The sequence below is a fragment of the Streptomyces sp. Tu6071 genome (assembly GCF_000213055.1).
Lineage (GTDB): Bacteria > Actinomycetota > Actinomycetes > Streptomycetales > Streptomycetaceae > Streptomyces > Streptomyces evansiae.
Genome location: NZ_CM001165.1, coordinates 2,027,276 through 2,042,245, shown reverse-complemented (window position 1 = coordinate 2,042,245; position 14,970 = coordinate 2,027,276). Strand labels below are relative to the sequence as shown.

At 73.7% G+C, this 14,970-nt stretch carries 13 protein-coding genes; 11 read left to right on the top strand and 2 right to left on the bottom strand.

Translation table 11 applies throughout. The annotated features are described in order from the left end of the window. Window positions 1-96 precede the first annotated feature (96 nt). Window positions 97-906 (top strand): bifunctional hydroxymethylpyrimidine kinase/phosphomethylpyrimidine kinase, encoded by an 810-nt coding sequence (gene thiD / locus STTU_RS08205; protein WP_043254554.1) that lies wholly within the window; start codon window positions 97-99, stop codon window positions 904-906. A 543-nt stretch (window positions 907-1,449) separates the two neighbouring features. Here thiD and rpmB read toward each other — a convergent pair. Beyond that, window positions 1,450-1,635 (bottom strand): 50S ribosomal protein L28, encoded by a 186-nt coding sequence (gene rpmB / locus STTU_RS08200; protein ID WP_008745436.1) that lies wholly within the window; start codon window positions 1,633-1,635, stop codon window positions 1,450-1,452. Between the two features lie 268 nt (window positions 1,636-1,903). Here rpmB and STTU_RS08195 point away from each other — a divergent pair, with 268 nt between their 5' ends. The 9 genes from STTU_RS08195 (at window position 1,904) to mutM (ending at window position 12,643) form a co-directional block, all read left to right on the top strand. Continuing rightward, a complete protein-coding gene (locus STTU_RS08195; protein ID WP_043257210.1) occupies window positions 1,904-3,772 on the top strand; it encodes a DAK2 domain-containing protein in 1,869 nt (622 codons plus the stop codon). 462 nt (window positions 3,773-4,234) lie between these two features. Next, window positions 4,235-6,505: an ATP-dependent DNA helicase RecG gene (gene recG, locus STTU_RS08190; protein WP_234019369.1), complete on the top strand. Its 2,271-nt coding sequence runs from the start codon at window positions 4,235-4,237 to the stop codon at window positions 6,503-6,505. Between the two features lie 369 nt (window positions 6,506-6,874). Further along, a complete protein-coding gene (gene rsmD, locus STTU_RS08185; RefSeq protein WP_043254552.1) occupies window positions 6,875-7,462 on the top strand; it encodes a 16S rRNA (guanine(966)-N(2))-methyltransferase RsmD in 588 nt (195 codons plus the stop codon). A gap of 26 nt (window positions 7,463-7,488) precedes the next feature. Continuing rightward, complete coding sequence (coaD, locus tag STTU_RS08180) at window positions 7,489-7,968, top strand: pantetheine-phosphate adenylyltransferase (RefSeq protein ID WP_010261905.1); 480 nt, start codon at window positions 7,489-7,491, stop codon at window positions 7,966-7,968. Window positions 7,969-8,349: 381 nt separating this feature from the next. Beyond that, entirely contained in the window at window positions 8,350-9,594 is a 1,245-nt protein-coding gene (locus STTU_RS08175; RefSeq protein ID WP_043254550.1) for a cell division initiation protein, read from the top strand. Between the two features lie 214 nt (window positions 9,595-9,808). After that, the gene (locus tag STTU_RS08170) at window positions 9,809-10,456 is read left to right on the top strand and encodes a YceD family protein (protein WP_009068881.1); all 648 of its coding nucleotides are present in this window, start codon (window positions 9,809-9,811) and stop codon (window positions 10,454-10,456) included. Window positions 10,457-10,458: 2 nt separating this feature from the next. Next, window positions 10,459-10,632, top strand: a complete 174-nt coding sequence (gene rpmF, locus STTU_RS08165; RefSeq protein ID WP_007493396.1) for a 50S ribosomal protein L32 — start codon at window positions 10,459-10,461, stop codon at window positions 10,630-10,632. A 29-nt stretch (window positions 10,633-10,661) separates the two neighbouring features. Next, window positions 10,662-11,489, top strand: coding sequence for a ribonuclease III (gene rnc / locus STTU_RS08160; RefSeq protein WP_010261931.1), 828 nt, complete (start codon window positions 10,662-10,664; stop codon window positions 11,487-11,489). A gap of 299 nt (window positions 11,490-11,788) precedes the next feature. Then, a complete protein-coding gene (mutM, locus tag STTU_RS08155; RefSeq protein WP_007821666.1) occupies window positions 11,789-12,643 on the top strand; it encodes a bifunctional DNA-formamidopyrimidine glycosylase/DNA-(apurinic or apyrimidinic site) lyase in 855 nt (284 codons plus the stop codon). 318 nt (window positions 12,644-12,961) lie between these two features. Here mutM and STTU_RS08150 read toward each other — a convergent pair whose 3' ends face one another. Next, window positions 12,962-14,224: a CAP domain-containing protein gene (locus STTU_RS08150; protein WP_043254547.1), complete on the bottom strand. Its 1,263-nt coding sequence runs from the start codon at window positions 14,222-14,224 to the stop codon at window positions 12,962-12,964. 135 nt (window positions 14,225-14,359) lie between these two features. Between STTU_RS08150 and STTU_RS08145 the strand changes: the two genes are divergently transcribed. Next, window positions 14,360-14,641 (top strand): acylphosphatase, encoded by a 282-nt coding sequence (locus STTU_RS08145; RefSeq protein ID WP_007821659.1) that lies wholly within the window; start codon window positions 14,360-14,362, stop codon window positions 14,639-14,641. The last annotated feature ends 329 nt before the right edge of the window (window positions 14,642-14,970 follow it).

The following is a 14,970-nucleotide window of genomic DNA, read 5'->3' as shown; positions in this document are numbered from 1 at the left end:
GTGCGTGGGTGCGGCGTCGTGTCGCGTGGGGTGACGGGGCGGGCGGTGCGCGACGTGGCTGCGCCGTGGCGCGGATGGGGCGGTAGATTCGGGCGTATGCACATACCCCCGCGCGTCCTGACCGTGGCCGGTTCCGACTCCGGCGGTGGCGCCGGCATCCAGGCGGACCTCAAGACGATGCTCGCGCTGGGCGTGCACGGGATGAGCGTGCTCACCGCCGTCACGGCGCAGAACTCGCTCGGTGTGCAGGGCGCCTGGGACCTCCCCGTCGAGGCCGTGCGCGCCCAGTACCGCAGCGTCGTCGACGACATCGGCGTCCATGCGGTCAAGACCGGGATGCTCTCCTCGGCCGCGCTCGTCGAGACGGTCGCGGAGCTCCTCGCGACGACCGACGCACCGACCGTCGTCGACCCGGTGGGCGTCTCCAAGCACGGTGACGCGCTGCTCGCCTCCGACGCGCTCGACTCCGTACGTACGCGACTGCTCCCCGTCGCCACCGTCGCGACCCCCAATCTGGACGAGGTCGCCCAGCTCACCGGCGTCCACGTCACGCGCCCCGAGGACCTGCCCGAGGCGGCCGGGGCCGTCCTCGCCCTCGGCCCGCGCTGGGCCCTGATCAAGGGCGGCCACCTGGAGGGCGAGGCCGTGGACCTCCTCACCGACGGCACCGAGGAGCACTGGCTCCGCGCCCCCCGCCTCGACAACCGCCACACCCACGGCACCGGCTGCACCCTCGCCTCGGCCGTCGCCTCCCACCTCGCCCTCGGCCACGACGTCCCGACCGCGGTGCGCGCCGCGAAGGACTACGTCACCGGCGCCATCGCGGCGGGCTTCCCCCTCGGCGCGGGCATCGGCCCCGTCGACCACGGGTGGCGGTTCCGGGGGGCGGGGGCGCAGGCGGGCTGAGGGGACTGAGGCGGGCTGAGGGGGCTGAGACGGGCGGCTGAGGCGGGCTGGCGGGGGTGGTGGTGACGCCGTGGAAGCCGCCGACGCCTCTGCACGTCGCGATGTGGGGAGGGCCGCCGCGGGGTGTGACGCGGCGCGGCGTGCGCGCGACGTGGCATATGCGACGTCGCGTGTGAACTGCGGTGATACGGGGCGCGGTGCGCGACGTGGCGGCGCGAGGCGCGCGACGTGGGGGCATGGAATGCGTGACATGGCCGCGAGGGGCGCGCGACGTGGTTGGGGCGGAGGCGTGGGGCGCGCGACGTGGTGGCGCTGAAGGCGAGGGCTGGAGCAGGGGTCACCGGAAGCGGCGGCCGGTGGCGACCGGCCGCGTGCGTGGAGTCCGCCTCGCACCGGAGGCCGACGCTCCGGTGTCCGGGCACACGTAAGAGCCGGTCCGCCCTAAGACGGACCGGCTCTCACAGCAACCAGCCAGGTGGCCGCGCCGCACTACGTCAGCGCGAGACCGGATCGGTACCGTCGTGAAACGGGACCGCCTCACGCTTAGCGCGAGACCTTGCCGGCCTTGATGCACGAGGTGCAGACGTTGAGCCGCTTCGGCGTTCCACCGACCACGGCACGCACGCGCTGGATGTTGGGGTTCCAGCGACGCGGCGTACGGCGGTGCGAGTGCGAAATGTTGTTGCCGAAGCCCGGCCCCTTGCCGCAGACGTCGCAGTTGGCAGCCACGGGTCACTCCAAAGACTTCAGATGCACTTACAGTGAATCCCGGCAGGCCGGGATCAGAGACGGAAGTGCCTGATTTGGCGTTGCCGGGGGGAATGGCCCGATTCTCATCGGGCAACCGGAGCAGCATACAGCGGCCACTCCCGCTCTACGAAACTACCATGACCGCGGCCATGGCCGTTCCCGGCCTCCGACCGTACCCGGTCCGAGCTGCGACTACGCTGCGTTCGTCCTGCTGCGCAAGGAGGCCCTGGTGCCCGGGAAGGCCCTGATGTCCGGGAACGAAGGACGGCTCCTCGACGCGACCACGCTCCGCGCCTGGTGCGCGACGGCCCTCGACGCACTGGGCCGGGCGCGCGAGGAGATCGACTCCATCAATGTCTACCCGGTCGCCGACGGCGACACCGGGACGAACCTCTACCTCACGAGCGAGGCGGCCTTCCGCGCCGTCGAGGCCGTCTTCGAGGCGTACGGGGACGACGCGTCCCCGGCGGCGGGGCCCGGCCTCGACGGAGTCGCCCGCGCGATGGCGCACGGCGCGCTCGTCGGCGCGCGCGGCAACTCGGGCACCATCCTCGCCCAGTTGCTGCGCGGCGCCGCGCAGGTGCTCGTCGAGGCGCCGGGCGAAGCGGTCGACGGCGTCGTCCTGGCCGCCGCGCTGCGCCGCGCCGCCGAGGCCGCGTACGAGGCCGTGGCGCACCCCGTCGAGGGAACCGTCCTCACCGTCGCATCCGCCGCTGCGCACGCCTGCCCGTCGGAGGAGGCGGACTGCCGCGTCGTCGCCCGCACCGCGTACGACGCCGCGCGCGACGCCCTGGAGCGCACCCCCGGACAGCTCGCCGCGCTCGGTCGCGCGGGCGTCGTCGACGCGGGCGGCAGGGGCTTCGTCGCCGTCCTGGCCGCGCTGGTCGCGGCGTTGGGCGGGGAGCCGTTCGCAGCGGGACCCGTCGCGCGGCCGGAGCGCTGGCAGCCGCGTCATCCGGAGACGTCGCGTATGGAGCGGGGCGGGGACGGGGCGCGAGCGGGCGGCGGGAGGGACGCGGACGACGCGGCGTTCGGGGAGGACGTCGCGCGCGGGGGCGGCGTCGCGGGGCGTGACGTCGCGCGCGGTGGAGACGTGGCGCGGGGTGACGTGACGCGCGGGGACGACGGGGCGTCGCGCGACGTCGCGCGGCGGGGGAGCGGGGACGTCGCGTGCCGGGACACCGAGGAGTGGGACGGGTCCGGGCCCGGGTACGAGGTGATCTATCTCCTCGACGCCGAGGACGAGGCGGTGGCGCGCCTGCGCGCGCGGCTCGACGCGCTGGGTGAGTCCCTCGTCGTCGTGGGCGGAGACGGCCTGTGGCACGTCCATGTGCACGTGGACGACGCGGGGGCCGCTGTCGAGGCCGGTATCGAGGCGGGGCGCCCGCACCGCGTCCGCATCACGCACTTCGCCTCCGACGCCGCGCGACCCGCCCCCGCGAGCGGTGAACGCGTACCCCGTGCCATCGTCGCCGTCGTACCGGGCGAAGGACTCGCCGAGCTGTACGCGGAGGCGGGCGCGGCGACCGTGCCCGCCAGGCCGGGCGAGCTGCCCGGCAGCGGTGAACTCGCCGAGGCGGTGCGCCGCGCGCACGCCCACGAAGTCGTCCTGCTGCCCAACGACGCCGCCCTCCACCACACCGCTGCCGCCGCCGCACGGGACGCGCGCCACCTGGGCGTTCGCGTCGCCGTGATCCCCACCCGCTCCGCCGTGCAGGGCGTCGCCGCGCTCGCCGTGCACGAGGCGGAGCGGCGCTTCGACGAGGACGTCGTCGCCATGACGAGCGCCGCGGGCGCGACGCGCTGCGCGGAACTCGCGGTGGCCGAGCACCGCTCGTGGACCTCGGTCGGCATCTGCCAGGCCGGCGACGTGCTCGGTCTCATCGACGGCGACGTCGTGGTCATCGGGCAGGACGTCGCCGCGATCGCCCGCACCGTTCTCGACCGGATGCTCGCTGCGGGCGGCGAGATGGTCACGCTCGTCCTCGGCGAGGACTGCCCGGAAACTCTCGCGGACGACCTGGAGCGGCACGTACGCGCGCACCACCTCGCGGTGGACACCGTCGTCTACGAGGGAGGACGCGACGCGGCGCTCCTGCTCGTCGGGGTGGAGTGAGGCGGAGCGGCGCCCGACGGCGCGCGACGGGCGGACGCTTGTACGCGCGTCTTGTACACGCGTACAAGGCGTCTGTACGCCTGTATGAGACGTGCGTACAGGGCGACGGCAAGACGACGATTCTATACGGCCGTCCCATACGGGTGTCCTGTACGCACGTCCGCCAGGCGTCAGGCGTTTTCTTCCCGCGCCCCGGCGCTCGTCGCCGCCAGGACCTGTTCCGCTGCCGCGGCGCGGGCCCGTTGGGCGGGTTCGGCCGGGAGGCGGGGAATGCGCCTGTTCCGCTGCCGCGGTGCGGGCCCGCGAGGTGCCCACGACCCGACGTCGCCCCCGCAACCCCCGCGACGTACCGCCCCCGCGAGGCGTGCGCGGTCGGTTGTCGGTCGCGTGGTGTGCAATGGGAGGGTGCCCACGCTCGATGAACCGCTGAAGAAGGTGCTCGGACCGCCCACCGCGAAGGTGATGGCCGAGCACCTCGGCCTGCACACCGTCGGTGACCTGCTCCACCACTACCCGCGCCGCTACGCCGAGCGCGGGGAGCTGACGCGGCTCGCCGAGTTGCCGCTCGACGAGCACGTCACGGTCGTGGCGCGCGTCGCCGACGCGCGAGTGCACACCTTCAACGCGGGCCGGGGCAAGCGCCTCGAAGTGACCATCACGGACGGCAGCGGCCGGCTGCAACTGGTGTTCTTCGGGCGCGGCGTGCACAAGCCGCAGCACGACCTGCTCCCGGGCACGCGCGCGATGTTCGCGGGCAAGGTCTCCGTCTTCAACCGCAAGCTCCAGCTCGCCCACCCCGCCTACGAACTGCTCGCCGAGGAGAGCGACGCGCGCGAGGCCGCGGGGACATGGGCGTCGAGCTTGCTGCCGATCTACCCGGCCACCGCGAAGCTGGAGTCGTGGAAGATCGCCAAGGCGGTCGACGCGGTGCTGCCGAGCGCGAACGAGGCCCTGGACCCGTTGCCCGACTCCCTGCGCGAGGGGCGCGGGCTGCTGCCCCTGCCCGAAGCCCTGGTGAAGATCCACCGGCCGCAGAGCAAGACCGAGGTGGAGGCGGCGCGCGACCGCCTCAAGTGGGACGAGGCGTTCGTCCTCCAGACCGCGCTCGCCCGCCGTCGCCACGCCGACGCGCAACTGCCCGCCGTCCCCCGCTGTCCCGCCCCCGACGGGCTCCTCGCGGCCTTCGACGCGCGCCTCCCGTTCACGCTCACCGAGGGCCAGCAGAAGGTCTCGCGCGAGATCTTCGACGACCTCGCCACCGACCACCCCATGCACCGCCTCCTCCAGGGCGAGGTCGGCTCGGGCAAGACGATGGTCGCGCTGCGCGCCATGCTCGCCGTCGTCGACGCGGGCGGCCAGGCGGCGATGCTCGCCCCGACCGAGGTCCTCGCGCAGCAGCACCACCGCTCGATCACCGAGATGATGGGCGACCTCGCCTCGGGCGGCACGCTCGGCGCGGCGGAGCACGCGACGGGCGTCGTGCTGCTCACCGGTTCGCTGGGCGCCGCCGCGCGCCGCAAGGCCCTCCTCGACCTCGTGACGGGCGAGGCGGGCGTCGTCATCGGTACGCACGCGCTCATCGAGGACGTCGTGAAGTTCCACGACCTCGGGCTCGTGGTCGTCGACGAACAGCACCGTTTCGGCGTCGAGCAGCGCGACGCGCTGCGTTCCAAGGGCGCGCAGCCGCCGCACCTCCTCGTCATGACCGCGACCCCCATCCCGCGCACCGTCGCCATGACCGTCTTCGGCGACCTGGAGACGTCGGTGCTCGACCAGCTCCCCGCCGGGCGCTCCCCGATCGCGACGCACGTGGTCCCCGCCCAGGACAAGCCCCACTTCCTGGCACGCGCGTGGGAACGCGTCCGCGAGGAGGTCGCGGCGGGCCACCAGGCGTACGTGGTCTGCCCACGCATCGGCGACGAGGAGGAGACCGCCGGGGCCAAGGGGGCCAAGAAGGGCGTCAAGGCGGGAGCCGACGCGGCGAAGGGGGCGAAGGGCGCGAAGGGCGAGTCCTCACGTACGAAGGCGGCGGAGGACGCGGACGGCGCGGGGCTCGGTACGGGGTTCGGCGCGGACGAGGACGCCGGTGCCGAGGCCGCCGGGGACAAGCGTCCGCCGCTCGCCGTGCTCGATGTCGCGCGCGGCCTCGCGGAGGGTTCGCTCGCCGGGCTGCGCATCGGCATCCTCCACGGGCGGATGGCGCCCGACGGGCCGGACGGCAAGGACGCCGTGATGCGCCGCTTCGCCGCGGGCGAGCTGGACGTGCTCGTCGCGACGACGGTGATCGAGGTCGGCGTCAACGTGCCCAACGCGACTGCCATGGTGATCATGGACGCCGACCGCTTCGGGGTCTCCCAGCTCCACCAGCTCCGCGGCCGGGTGGGCCGGGGCTCCGCGCCCGGACTGTGCCTGCTCGTCACGGACATGCCGGAGGCGAGCCCGGCGCGCGCCCGCCTCGGCGCGGTCGCCGCGACGCTGGACGGTTTCGAGCTGTCCCGCGTCGACCTGGAGCAACGCCGCGAGGGCGACGTCCTCGGGCAGGCGCAGTCCGGCGTCCGCTCGTCGCTGCGGATGCTCGCCGTCATCGAGGACGAGCAGATCATCGCCGAGGCCCGCGAGGAGGCCACGGCCGTCGTCGCCGCCGACCCGGCCCTGGAGGCCCACCCCGCACTGCGCACGGCCCTGGACGCGCTGCTCGACGAGGAGAGGGAGAGCTACTTGGAGAAGGGGTGAGGGCGCGGGCGAGGGGCGGGCCGCGACGCACGCCGCCCCGGCCGCGCGGGTACGGGGCGGGCCGCGACGCACGCCGCCCCGGCCGCGCTGGTACGGGGTCGGGCCGCGACGCGGCCTGCCCCGGGCTGCCCTCGTCTCCCGGCGGGCAGCTCCTGTCCCCACTGCCCCCGTACCCCCGGCGGGCAGCCCCCGCGCCCACTGCCTGCGTGCCCGTCCCACGGGCAGGCCCCCGCGCGCGTGTTCCCTTCCGCCGCCTACGCTGGACACGTACCGACCGGGTCCGGCCGGGAGGCCCGGCGGCGTGTGCGTGTGCCGTGGTCACCGGGGCGGGCGCCGGCGAGGGCCGAGCGACGAGGACCGACTAGCACCATGACCCGCGTGATCGCCGGGACGGCCGGGGGCCGCCGCCTTGCCGTACCGCCAGGCACCGGCACCCGCCCCACCTCCGAACGGGCGCGCGAGGGCCTCTTCTCCACCTGGGAGGCGCTCCTCGGCGGCCCGCTCGGCGGGGAACGCGTCCTCGACCTCTACGGGGGCTCCGGCGCCGTGGGCCTGGAGGCCCTCTCGCGCGGCGCGGCGCACGCGCTGCTCGTCGAGAGCGACGCCCGCGCCGTACGCACCATCCGCGCCAACGTCCGCGACCTCGGGCTCGCGGGCGCCGAGGTCAGGCCGGGCAAAGCGGCGCAGATCGTTGCCGGGCCGCCGCCGTCGGCCCCGTACGACCTCGTCTTCCTCGACCCTCCCTACGCGGTCTCCGACGCCGAGCTCGGAGAGATTCTGATCACACTCCGTACTCGCGGCTGGCTCGCGGACGAAGCGCTGGTCACCGTGGAGCGCAGCACCAGGGGCGGGGAGTTCGGCTGGCCGGACGGCTTCGGCGCACTGCGGTCCCGGCGCTACGGCGAAGGGACCTTTTGGTACGGTCGCGCCGCCTCCACGTGCGAAAACGCACCATGAATCGACCGCAGAGCGAGGGGATCACGTTGCGCCGCGCCGTCTGTCCTGGGTCCTTCGACCCGATCACCAACGGTCATCTCGACATCATCGCCCGAGCCTCCAAGCTCTACGACGTCGTGCACGTCGCCGTGATGATCAACAAGTCCAAGCGCGGGCTCTTCACGATCGACGAGCGCATGGAACTGATCCGCGAGGTGACCGCCGAGTTCGGCAACGTCGAGGTCGAGGCTTTCCACGGGCTCCTCGTCGACTTCTGCAAGCAGCGCGACATCCCCGCCATCGTCAAGGGCCTGCGCGCCGTCAGCGACTTCGACTACGAGTTGCAGATGGCCCAGATGAACAACGGCCTCTCCGGAGTCGAGACCCTCTTCGTCCCGACGAACCCCACCTACAGCTTCCTCTCCTCCTCGCTCGTCAAGGAGGTCGCGCAGTGGGGCGGCGACGTCTCCCACCTCCTGCCGCCGACCGTCCACACCGCCCTCACGCGACGCCTCGCGGAGCAGTGACGGGAGAGCGGTGAGCGGGAGCGGGGCGACGCAGGACGACGCGGGGGAGGAGCGCGGGGAGGCCACGCCGTGCGGTACGCGGCGCCGTGACGTCGCGCGGTGGGCGGCGTCGAGGGACCCGTACGCCGCGACGTCGCGCCCCACACGCCGCGACGTCGCGGCGTCACGCGTCGCGACGTTGCCCCCGTACGCCGCGACGTTGCCCCCGTACGTCGCCCCACGCCGCGCGACATGTCGCGTCACGTCGCCGCGCGTGCCCCCGCATGACGTCACGTCACCCGGTGTCGCCGCGCCGCGTCGTGGCCGTACAGTCGTCCCGTCCGGCTCCGCAGCAGCCGAGCGGTCCGTCTCCCCATCAGTCGAGAGAGTGGCGAGCACACGGTGGACGTGCAGAAGAAACTCGATGAGATCGTCGAGGTCGTCAACGCGGCCAGGTCCATGCCCATGTCGGCCTCCTGCGTGATCAACCGCGCCGACCTGCTCGCGATGCTGGAGGAGGTACGGGAGGCCCTGCCGGGTTCGCTCGCCCAGGCGCAGGAGCTGATCGGGGAGCGCGAGCGCATGGTCGGCGAGGCGCGCGCCGAGGCCGAGCGCATCATCCGCGGCGCGCACGACGAGCGCGGCAGCCTCGTCGCGGACACCGCCGTCGCGCGGCAGTCGCAGGGCGAGGCGGACCGCATCCTCAACGAGGCGCGGCGCGAGGCGGCCGAGGTCAAGGCCGACGCCGACGACTACGTCGACAGCAAGCTCGCCAACTTCGAGGTCGTCCTCACCAAGACGCTCGGCTCCGTCGGGCGGGGCCGCGAGAAGCTCCTCGGCACGAGCGACGGTCTCGACGCGCAGGGGTACGAGGACCCCGACTACGCCGAGGCTCCCGAGCGCAGCGGCGACCCCGAGACGCTGCGCCGGCGCGCCGACGAGTACGTGGACGTCAAGCTCGGTGCCTTCGAGGCCGTGCTCGCCAAGACCCTCGACGCGGTGGGACGCGGTCGCGACAAGCTGCACGGGCGCGTCGCGACCGACGACCTCGCCGCCCTCGGCGAGGACGGCGGCGAACGCCAGTACAGCAGCGACTCCGACTACCTCGCCGACCTCGCCGCGACGCGCGACGCCTCGCCCGAGACCGCCACCCGGGGTGACAACCCGGCGGGCGGCACCGGGGGCCGCGGCACCTCGGACGGCACCTTCGGCGGCGGTGCCTCGGACGGCACCTTCGGCGGGGGCACGTCGGGCGGTCTCGTCCTCCCGCCGCTCCCCGAGCCCGCCGTCGCCGCGCTCCCCGAGCAGACCCCGCAGCTCCCCGCGCAGCAGCCCTACGCCGCGCAGACCGACGGGTACGGGTACGCCGCGCAGACCGATGCGTACGGCTACCCGCAGCAGACCGACCCCTACGCCGCGCCCGCCGACCCCTACGGCTATCCGCAGCCGCAGGACCCGTACGCGGCGCAGAACGGCTACGGCTACCCCGACCCGCAGCAGGGCTACGAGCAGCAGCCCGCGCAGACGTGGCCGCAGCAGCAGGCGCCGCAGCAGCCCCAGGGCGGTGGCGCGCTCGACGAGACGAGCTTCTTCGACACCACGATGATCAGCGCGGAGCAACTGCGGGCGTACGAACAGGGGCGCTGAGGACGTCCGCGGGGCCGGGCCGGGGGCGGATTGGGCCGATCGCGCACTCTCCAGTACCCTGGGGTTTCGGTTTGTCTCTGCCCAGACGTGTGCCCGCACGACTCGTGTGTGCGGCTCTCGTACGCACGGCTCGTGTGAACGCGGACAGAGCGCCCGCCTGCCGTCGCGGCAGGCCCCCGACCCAGATCTCAGGACCCGAAACACAGGAGCAGCTCTGAACGCCCGCCTCGACCACCGCAACCCCCTCGTGTTCGACACGCACGAGCTGGGGCGCCGTCCTGGTGCGATGCAGAAGCTCTCCCGGACGGTCCAGGCCCCGGGCGGCGACAACGTCTTCGGCATCGCCGACGTCATCGCCATCCCGGGGGACTCCCCGGTGGAGATCGATCTCCGCCTCGAATCGGTGATGGACGGAGTGCTCGTCACGGGCACCGCCCGTGCGCACGCCGAGGGGGAGTGCGTAAGGTGTCTGGAACCGCTGGAGCGCGAGCTCACCGCGGATTTCCAGGAGATGTTCTCGTACCCCGAGGCCGAGGAGCGCCACCGCCGCATGGCGGGCACCGACGCGGACTCGGACGAGGACGAGAGCATCACCCCCCTTGAGGACGGAATGTTCGACCTCGAACCCGTGCTGCGTGACGCGGTGGTGCTGTCACTGCCCATGCAGCCGGTGTGCCGGGAGGACTGCCCGGGGCTGTGCGCCGTTTGCGGTGCGCGGCTCGCGGACGACCCGGAGCACCACCATGACGCCGTCGACGCACGTTGGGCGGCTTTGCAGGGACTCGCCGGGACCATGCCGGCCGGCGAGAAGGACGAGCTGGACGGCGCCGAGACCGGCGTCGACGAGAAGCAGGAGAAGTAGCCGTGGCTGTTCCGAAGCGGAAGATGTCGCGCAGCAACACGCGCCACCGCCGGTCGCAGTGGAAGGCTGCGGTCCCCACCCTGGTGGCGTGCGAGCGCTGCCACGAGCCCAAGCTCCAGCACATCGCGTGCCCGAGCTGCGGCACGTACAACAAGCGTCAGGTCCTCGAGGTCTGACGAGACAGGCGAGAAAGGCCGAGAGGGAATTGGTTAACGCCCCCAAGAAGAAGGCGCCCCGCTCGGGCGCCTCGGCGGACACCGCGGCCTCGTCCCACACGCTCCTGGAAGGGCGGCTCGGGTATCACCTGGAGTCCGCCCTTCTGGTGCGTGCGCTCACGCACCGCTCGTACGCGTACGAGAACGGCGGTCTGCCCACCAACGAGCGCCTGGAGTTCCTCGGGGACTCCGTGCTCGGCCTGGTGGTCACCGACACGCTGTACCGCACCCACCCCGACCTCCCCGAGGGGCAGCTCGCGAAGCTGCGCGCGGCGGTCGTCAACTCCCGCGCGCTCGCCGAGGTGAGCCGGGGCCTCGACCTGGGAGCCTTCATCAGGCTCGGCAGGGGCGAGGAGGGCACGGGCGGCAGGGACAAGGCATCGATCCTCGCCGACACACTGGAAGCCGTGATCGGCGCGGTCTACCTCGATCAGGGTCTCGACAAGGCGGCGGAGCTCGTGCACCGCCTCTTCGACCCGCTGATCGAGAAGTCCGCGGAACTCGGCGCGGGCCTGGACTGGAAGACCAGTCTCCAGGAGCTGACCGCGATGGAGGGGCTCGGGGTTCCCGAGTACCTCGTCACCGAGGAAGGCCCCGATCACGAGAAGACCTTCACTGCTGCCGCCCGCGTCGGAGGCGTCTCGTACGGCACCGGCACCGGCCGCAGCAAGAAGGAGGCGGAGCAGCAGGCCGCCGAGTCGGCGTGGCGCGCCATCCGTGCCGCCGCCGACGCGCGCGCGGCCGAGCAGGCCGCCGCGGGCGAGGTCCTCTCGCCCGGCGACGTCGTCCCCGAGGGCGGCTCCGCTTCCACTGCCTGACACACGACGGCGCCCCCGCCACGAGCCATGACGGCACTCTCGTCACGACATCCGTGGCGAACCGTCGTGACCTGCGGCGACACCGCTCGTCGGTCCACCCGGTATCCGCCGCCCCCGCTCCGTGACGCGTTACGGAGCCGGGGCGGCGGGTGCCGGGTGGGTGTCGTTGGGGGTGGTGACGTACCTCCGGCGCACGGCGGTGACGCGTCCCGCGTCCGGGTGGTGACGCCCTCCCCGCGTACGGCGGTGACGCGCCGTACCTCCCCCGCTTCGTTCCCCACTCCCAGGAGAGCCGCACCGTGCCCGAACTGCCCGAGGTCGAGGTCGTCCGCAGGGGGCTCGCCCGCTGGATCGACGGACGCACCGTCGCCGCGACGGAGGTGCTCCACCCGCGCTCCGTACGACGGCACCTCGCGGGCGGCGAGGACTTCGCCGCGCGCCTGAAGGGACGTACGTTCGCGACGCCGCGCCGACGCGGCAAGTACCTGTGGCTCCCGCTCGACGGCGGCGCCGAGGCGGTCCTCGCGCACCTCGGCATGAGCGGCCAGCTCCTCGTCCAGCCCCACGCCGCGCCCGCCGAGAGGCACCTGCGCGTCCGCATCGGCTTCGAGGACGCGCTCGGCACCGAACTCCGCTTCGTCGACCAGCGCACCTTCGGCGGCCTCTCGCTCCACGAGACGGGCGAGGGCGGCGTCCCCGACGTCATCGCCCACATCGCCCGCGACCCGCTCGACCCGCTGTTCGACGACGCGGCGTTCCACGCGGCGCTGCGCCGCAAGCGCACCACCATCAAGCGCGCGCTGCTCGACCAGTCGCTCATCAGCGGCGTCGGCAACATCTACGCCGACGAGGCGCTGTGGCGTGCCCGCCTCCACTACGACCGCCCCACGGCGGGCCTCACCCGCCCCCGCACCGACGAACTCCTCGGCCACGTGCGCGACGTCATGAACGCCGCCCTCGCCGTCGGCGGCACGAGCTTCGACAGCCTGTACGTGAACGTCAACGGCGAGTCGGGCTACTTCGACCGCTCCCTCGACGCGTACGGCCGCGAGGGCGAACCGTGCCGGCGCTGCGGGACGCCGATCCAGCGCGACGCGTGGATGAACCGGTCCAGCTACTACTGCCCGAAGTGCCAGCGTAGGGCGCGGGGGTGACGGAGCGGAGGGCGTCGCCCCGGTGACGGGGATGTTGCGGTCACGGGGGTGTTGCGGTGACGGGGTGGGGGTGACGTCGGGGCGGCGTGTGGCGTGGCGGTGTGGTGGTCTCCGCCGCGACGCTGTGGCGTGCGAGGCGTCGCCACGTGCAGGGCGTCGCGCCGTGCGCGGCCTTCGGGGCCACGCGACGTGTCGGTCGTACGCGGCATGCGCGCGGTTCCGGCGTGACGGTGCGCGCTACGTCGCGTCGCGTACGTACGCGACGTGGCCCTGCCCGCGCGCCGTGCGCGCCGTGCGCGACGCGGCGTACGCCGTGCCTCAGAAGCCGAAGTCCTGCGTCCACCAGGGACCGCCGGAGCCGAAGTGCACGCCGACGCCCAGGGTCTTGTAGTCGCAGTTGAGGATGTTCGCGCGGTGCCCCGGGCTGTTCATCCAGGACTCCATGACGGCGGCGGCGTCGGCCTGGCCGCGCGCTATGTTCTCGCCGCCCAGGTTTCCGACCCCTGCCTGGTCCGCGCGGTCCCAGGGCGTGTCGCCGTCGGGGTCGGTGTGGTCGAAGAAGCCGCGCGCGGCCATGTCGTCGCTGAAGGCCGTGGCGAGCGAGGCGAGCGCGCCGTCCGCGCGCACCGCACTGCAGCCCACCTTGGCCCGCTCCTGGTTGACGAGCGCGAGGACGGCAGCCGCCGCCGCGCTCTCGTCGCCGCTGGGGGCCGCCGCGACGGGCGGCTGCGCGGGCGCCTGCGACGCGGGCTTCGTCCTGACGGGCGTCGCGCTCTTCGGCGGCGTCGCCGTCCGGGTGGTCCCCGCGCCGGGCGACGTCCCGGTGCCCGTGCCGCCCTGTTCCGTGGTGACGGAGCGGGAAGGGCTCGGCGTCGCGGCGGCCTTGCTCTTCTTCTCGCGGGGCGAGGCGGACGCCGCGCGCCAGGGCGCGTCGGAACGCGTGGCGCCCCGGCTCGCCGCGGGCGTCGTACGGTCCGCGGCGGACGCCTCGTCGCCCTGTCCCTCGCCGGACGGCGCGTCCGCCGCGCGGACCTTCGCGTCGTGACCCCCACTGAAGGAGTAGCCACCACCGGGCAACAGCCCGGTGCTGACCGCGACGGCGCCTAGCGCCACCGCCGCCGACACCCCGAGCAGACCGGTGCGCACGGGCGCGCCGCGCCGCTTCCGGCGATGCCCGCTCGCGCCGCCGTGATCGGCGCCATGGGCGTCGGGGGCGTCGGGCGCGTCGGGCGCGTAGTAGGTGTCGTGGGAGTCGGCGGAGAGGCCGGGGACGGTTTCGGGCGTCGCGTAGGGGGCGCGGGGCGGGGATGCCGTATACGTCGCGGGGGTCGCGTATGGACCGGGCGTCGAGGAGGGCGTGGGCGGCTCGTAGGGCGCGGGCGTCGCGTAGGGCGCCGACACGTAGGCGCCGTGCGCCGCGTGGTCGCGGTACGCCGTCCGGCCCCCGTACGTCGCGCGGTCGCCGTACGCGGCGTCGCGGTCGTAGTCGTACGCGTCGTGGCCGGGACCCGTGGGGGTTCCGGCCGGAAAGTCCGCCGCTGGTTCGGCGCGGCCGGCGGCTGAGCGTCGGTGGCGTCCCATGGTCCTGGCCTTCCCTCGTCACCACTGTCCCGGGCGTACTCACCCGTTCGAGTGAGTCCTCCGCGGTGCGGACCCTACGCCATGGCCCCGTGGGACGACGTGTGCCTGAAGGGATTGGCCGGTTAGCGTGCCCTCATGGAAGACGAGGCACGGCTGACCGCGTGGGTCAGAGGAACGGTTCAGGGCGTGGGTTTCCGCTGGTTCACGCGGGCACGGGCGCTGGAGATCGGCGGACTGAGTGGTTTTGCTCTCAATGTGCGCGACGGGCGCGTCCAGGTCGTCGCCGAGGGACCGCGCGCGGCGTGCGAGGAGTTGCTGGAGTGGCTGCGGGGGAGCGACACACCCGGCAGCGTCCAGGGCGTCACTGAGATCTGGGACACGCCTCGCGGCGGCTACGAGGGATTCGCGATCCGCTGACAGCACCGCACGCGCCCCCGCCGTGCGCCGCCGATGCTCCCCCGCGTGCTTCGGTGGCGCCGCGGAAAGCCGCTGGTGACTGCCGCGACCCTCTTGCGCGCCCCACCGGGCGCTCGACAGGATGACCCGCACGCCCCCACGGCTCGCGGGAGTGCACGCGCCGTCGCCCGAAGCACCGCGCGCCCCGCCGCCGTGCCGCACCGGGGCTTGATCGTGTTGACCGTCAAACTTTTTGGTGAGACTCTGGAATCCCCGCGCACCTTAACTGTTTGACAGGCGACGTCACGGACGGAGTGCTGCCGGACACCGCGGGTGCGGACCGAATCCCT

Bases quoted from the DNA above. Each gene is read 5' to 3' on its own strand.
- thiD (WP_043254554.1), top strand. From the start codon at position 97: ATGCACATACCCCCGCGCGTCCTGACCGTGGCCGGTTCCGACTCCGGC.
- STTU_RS08195 (WP_043257210.1), top strand. From the start codon at position 1,904: ATGTCCGGGAACGAAGGACGGCTCCTCGACGCGACCACGCTCCGCGCC.
- rsmD (WP_043254552.1), top strand. From the start codon at position 6,875: ATGACCCGCGTGATCGCCGGGACGGCCGGGGGCCGCCGCCTTGCCGTA.
- STTU_RS08145 (WP_007821659.1), top strand. From the start codon at position 14,360: ATGGAAGACGAGGCACGGCTGACCGCGTGGGTCAGAGGAACGGTTCAG.
- recG (WP_234019369.1), top strand. From the start codon at position 4,235: ATGGCCGAGCACCTCGGCCTGCACACCGTCGGTGACCTGCTCCACCAC.
- STTU_RS08150 (WP_043254547.1), bottom strand. From the start codon at position 14,224: ATGGGACGCCACCGACGCTCAGCCGCCGGCCGCGCCGAACCAGCGGCG.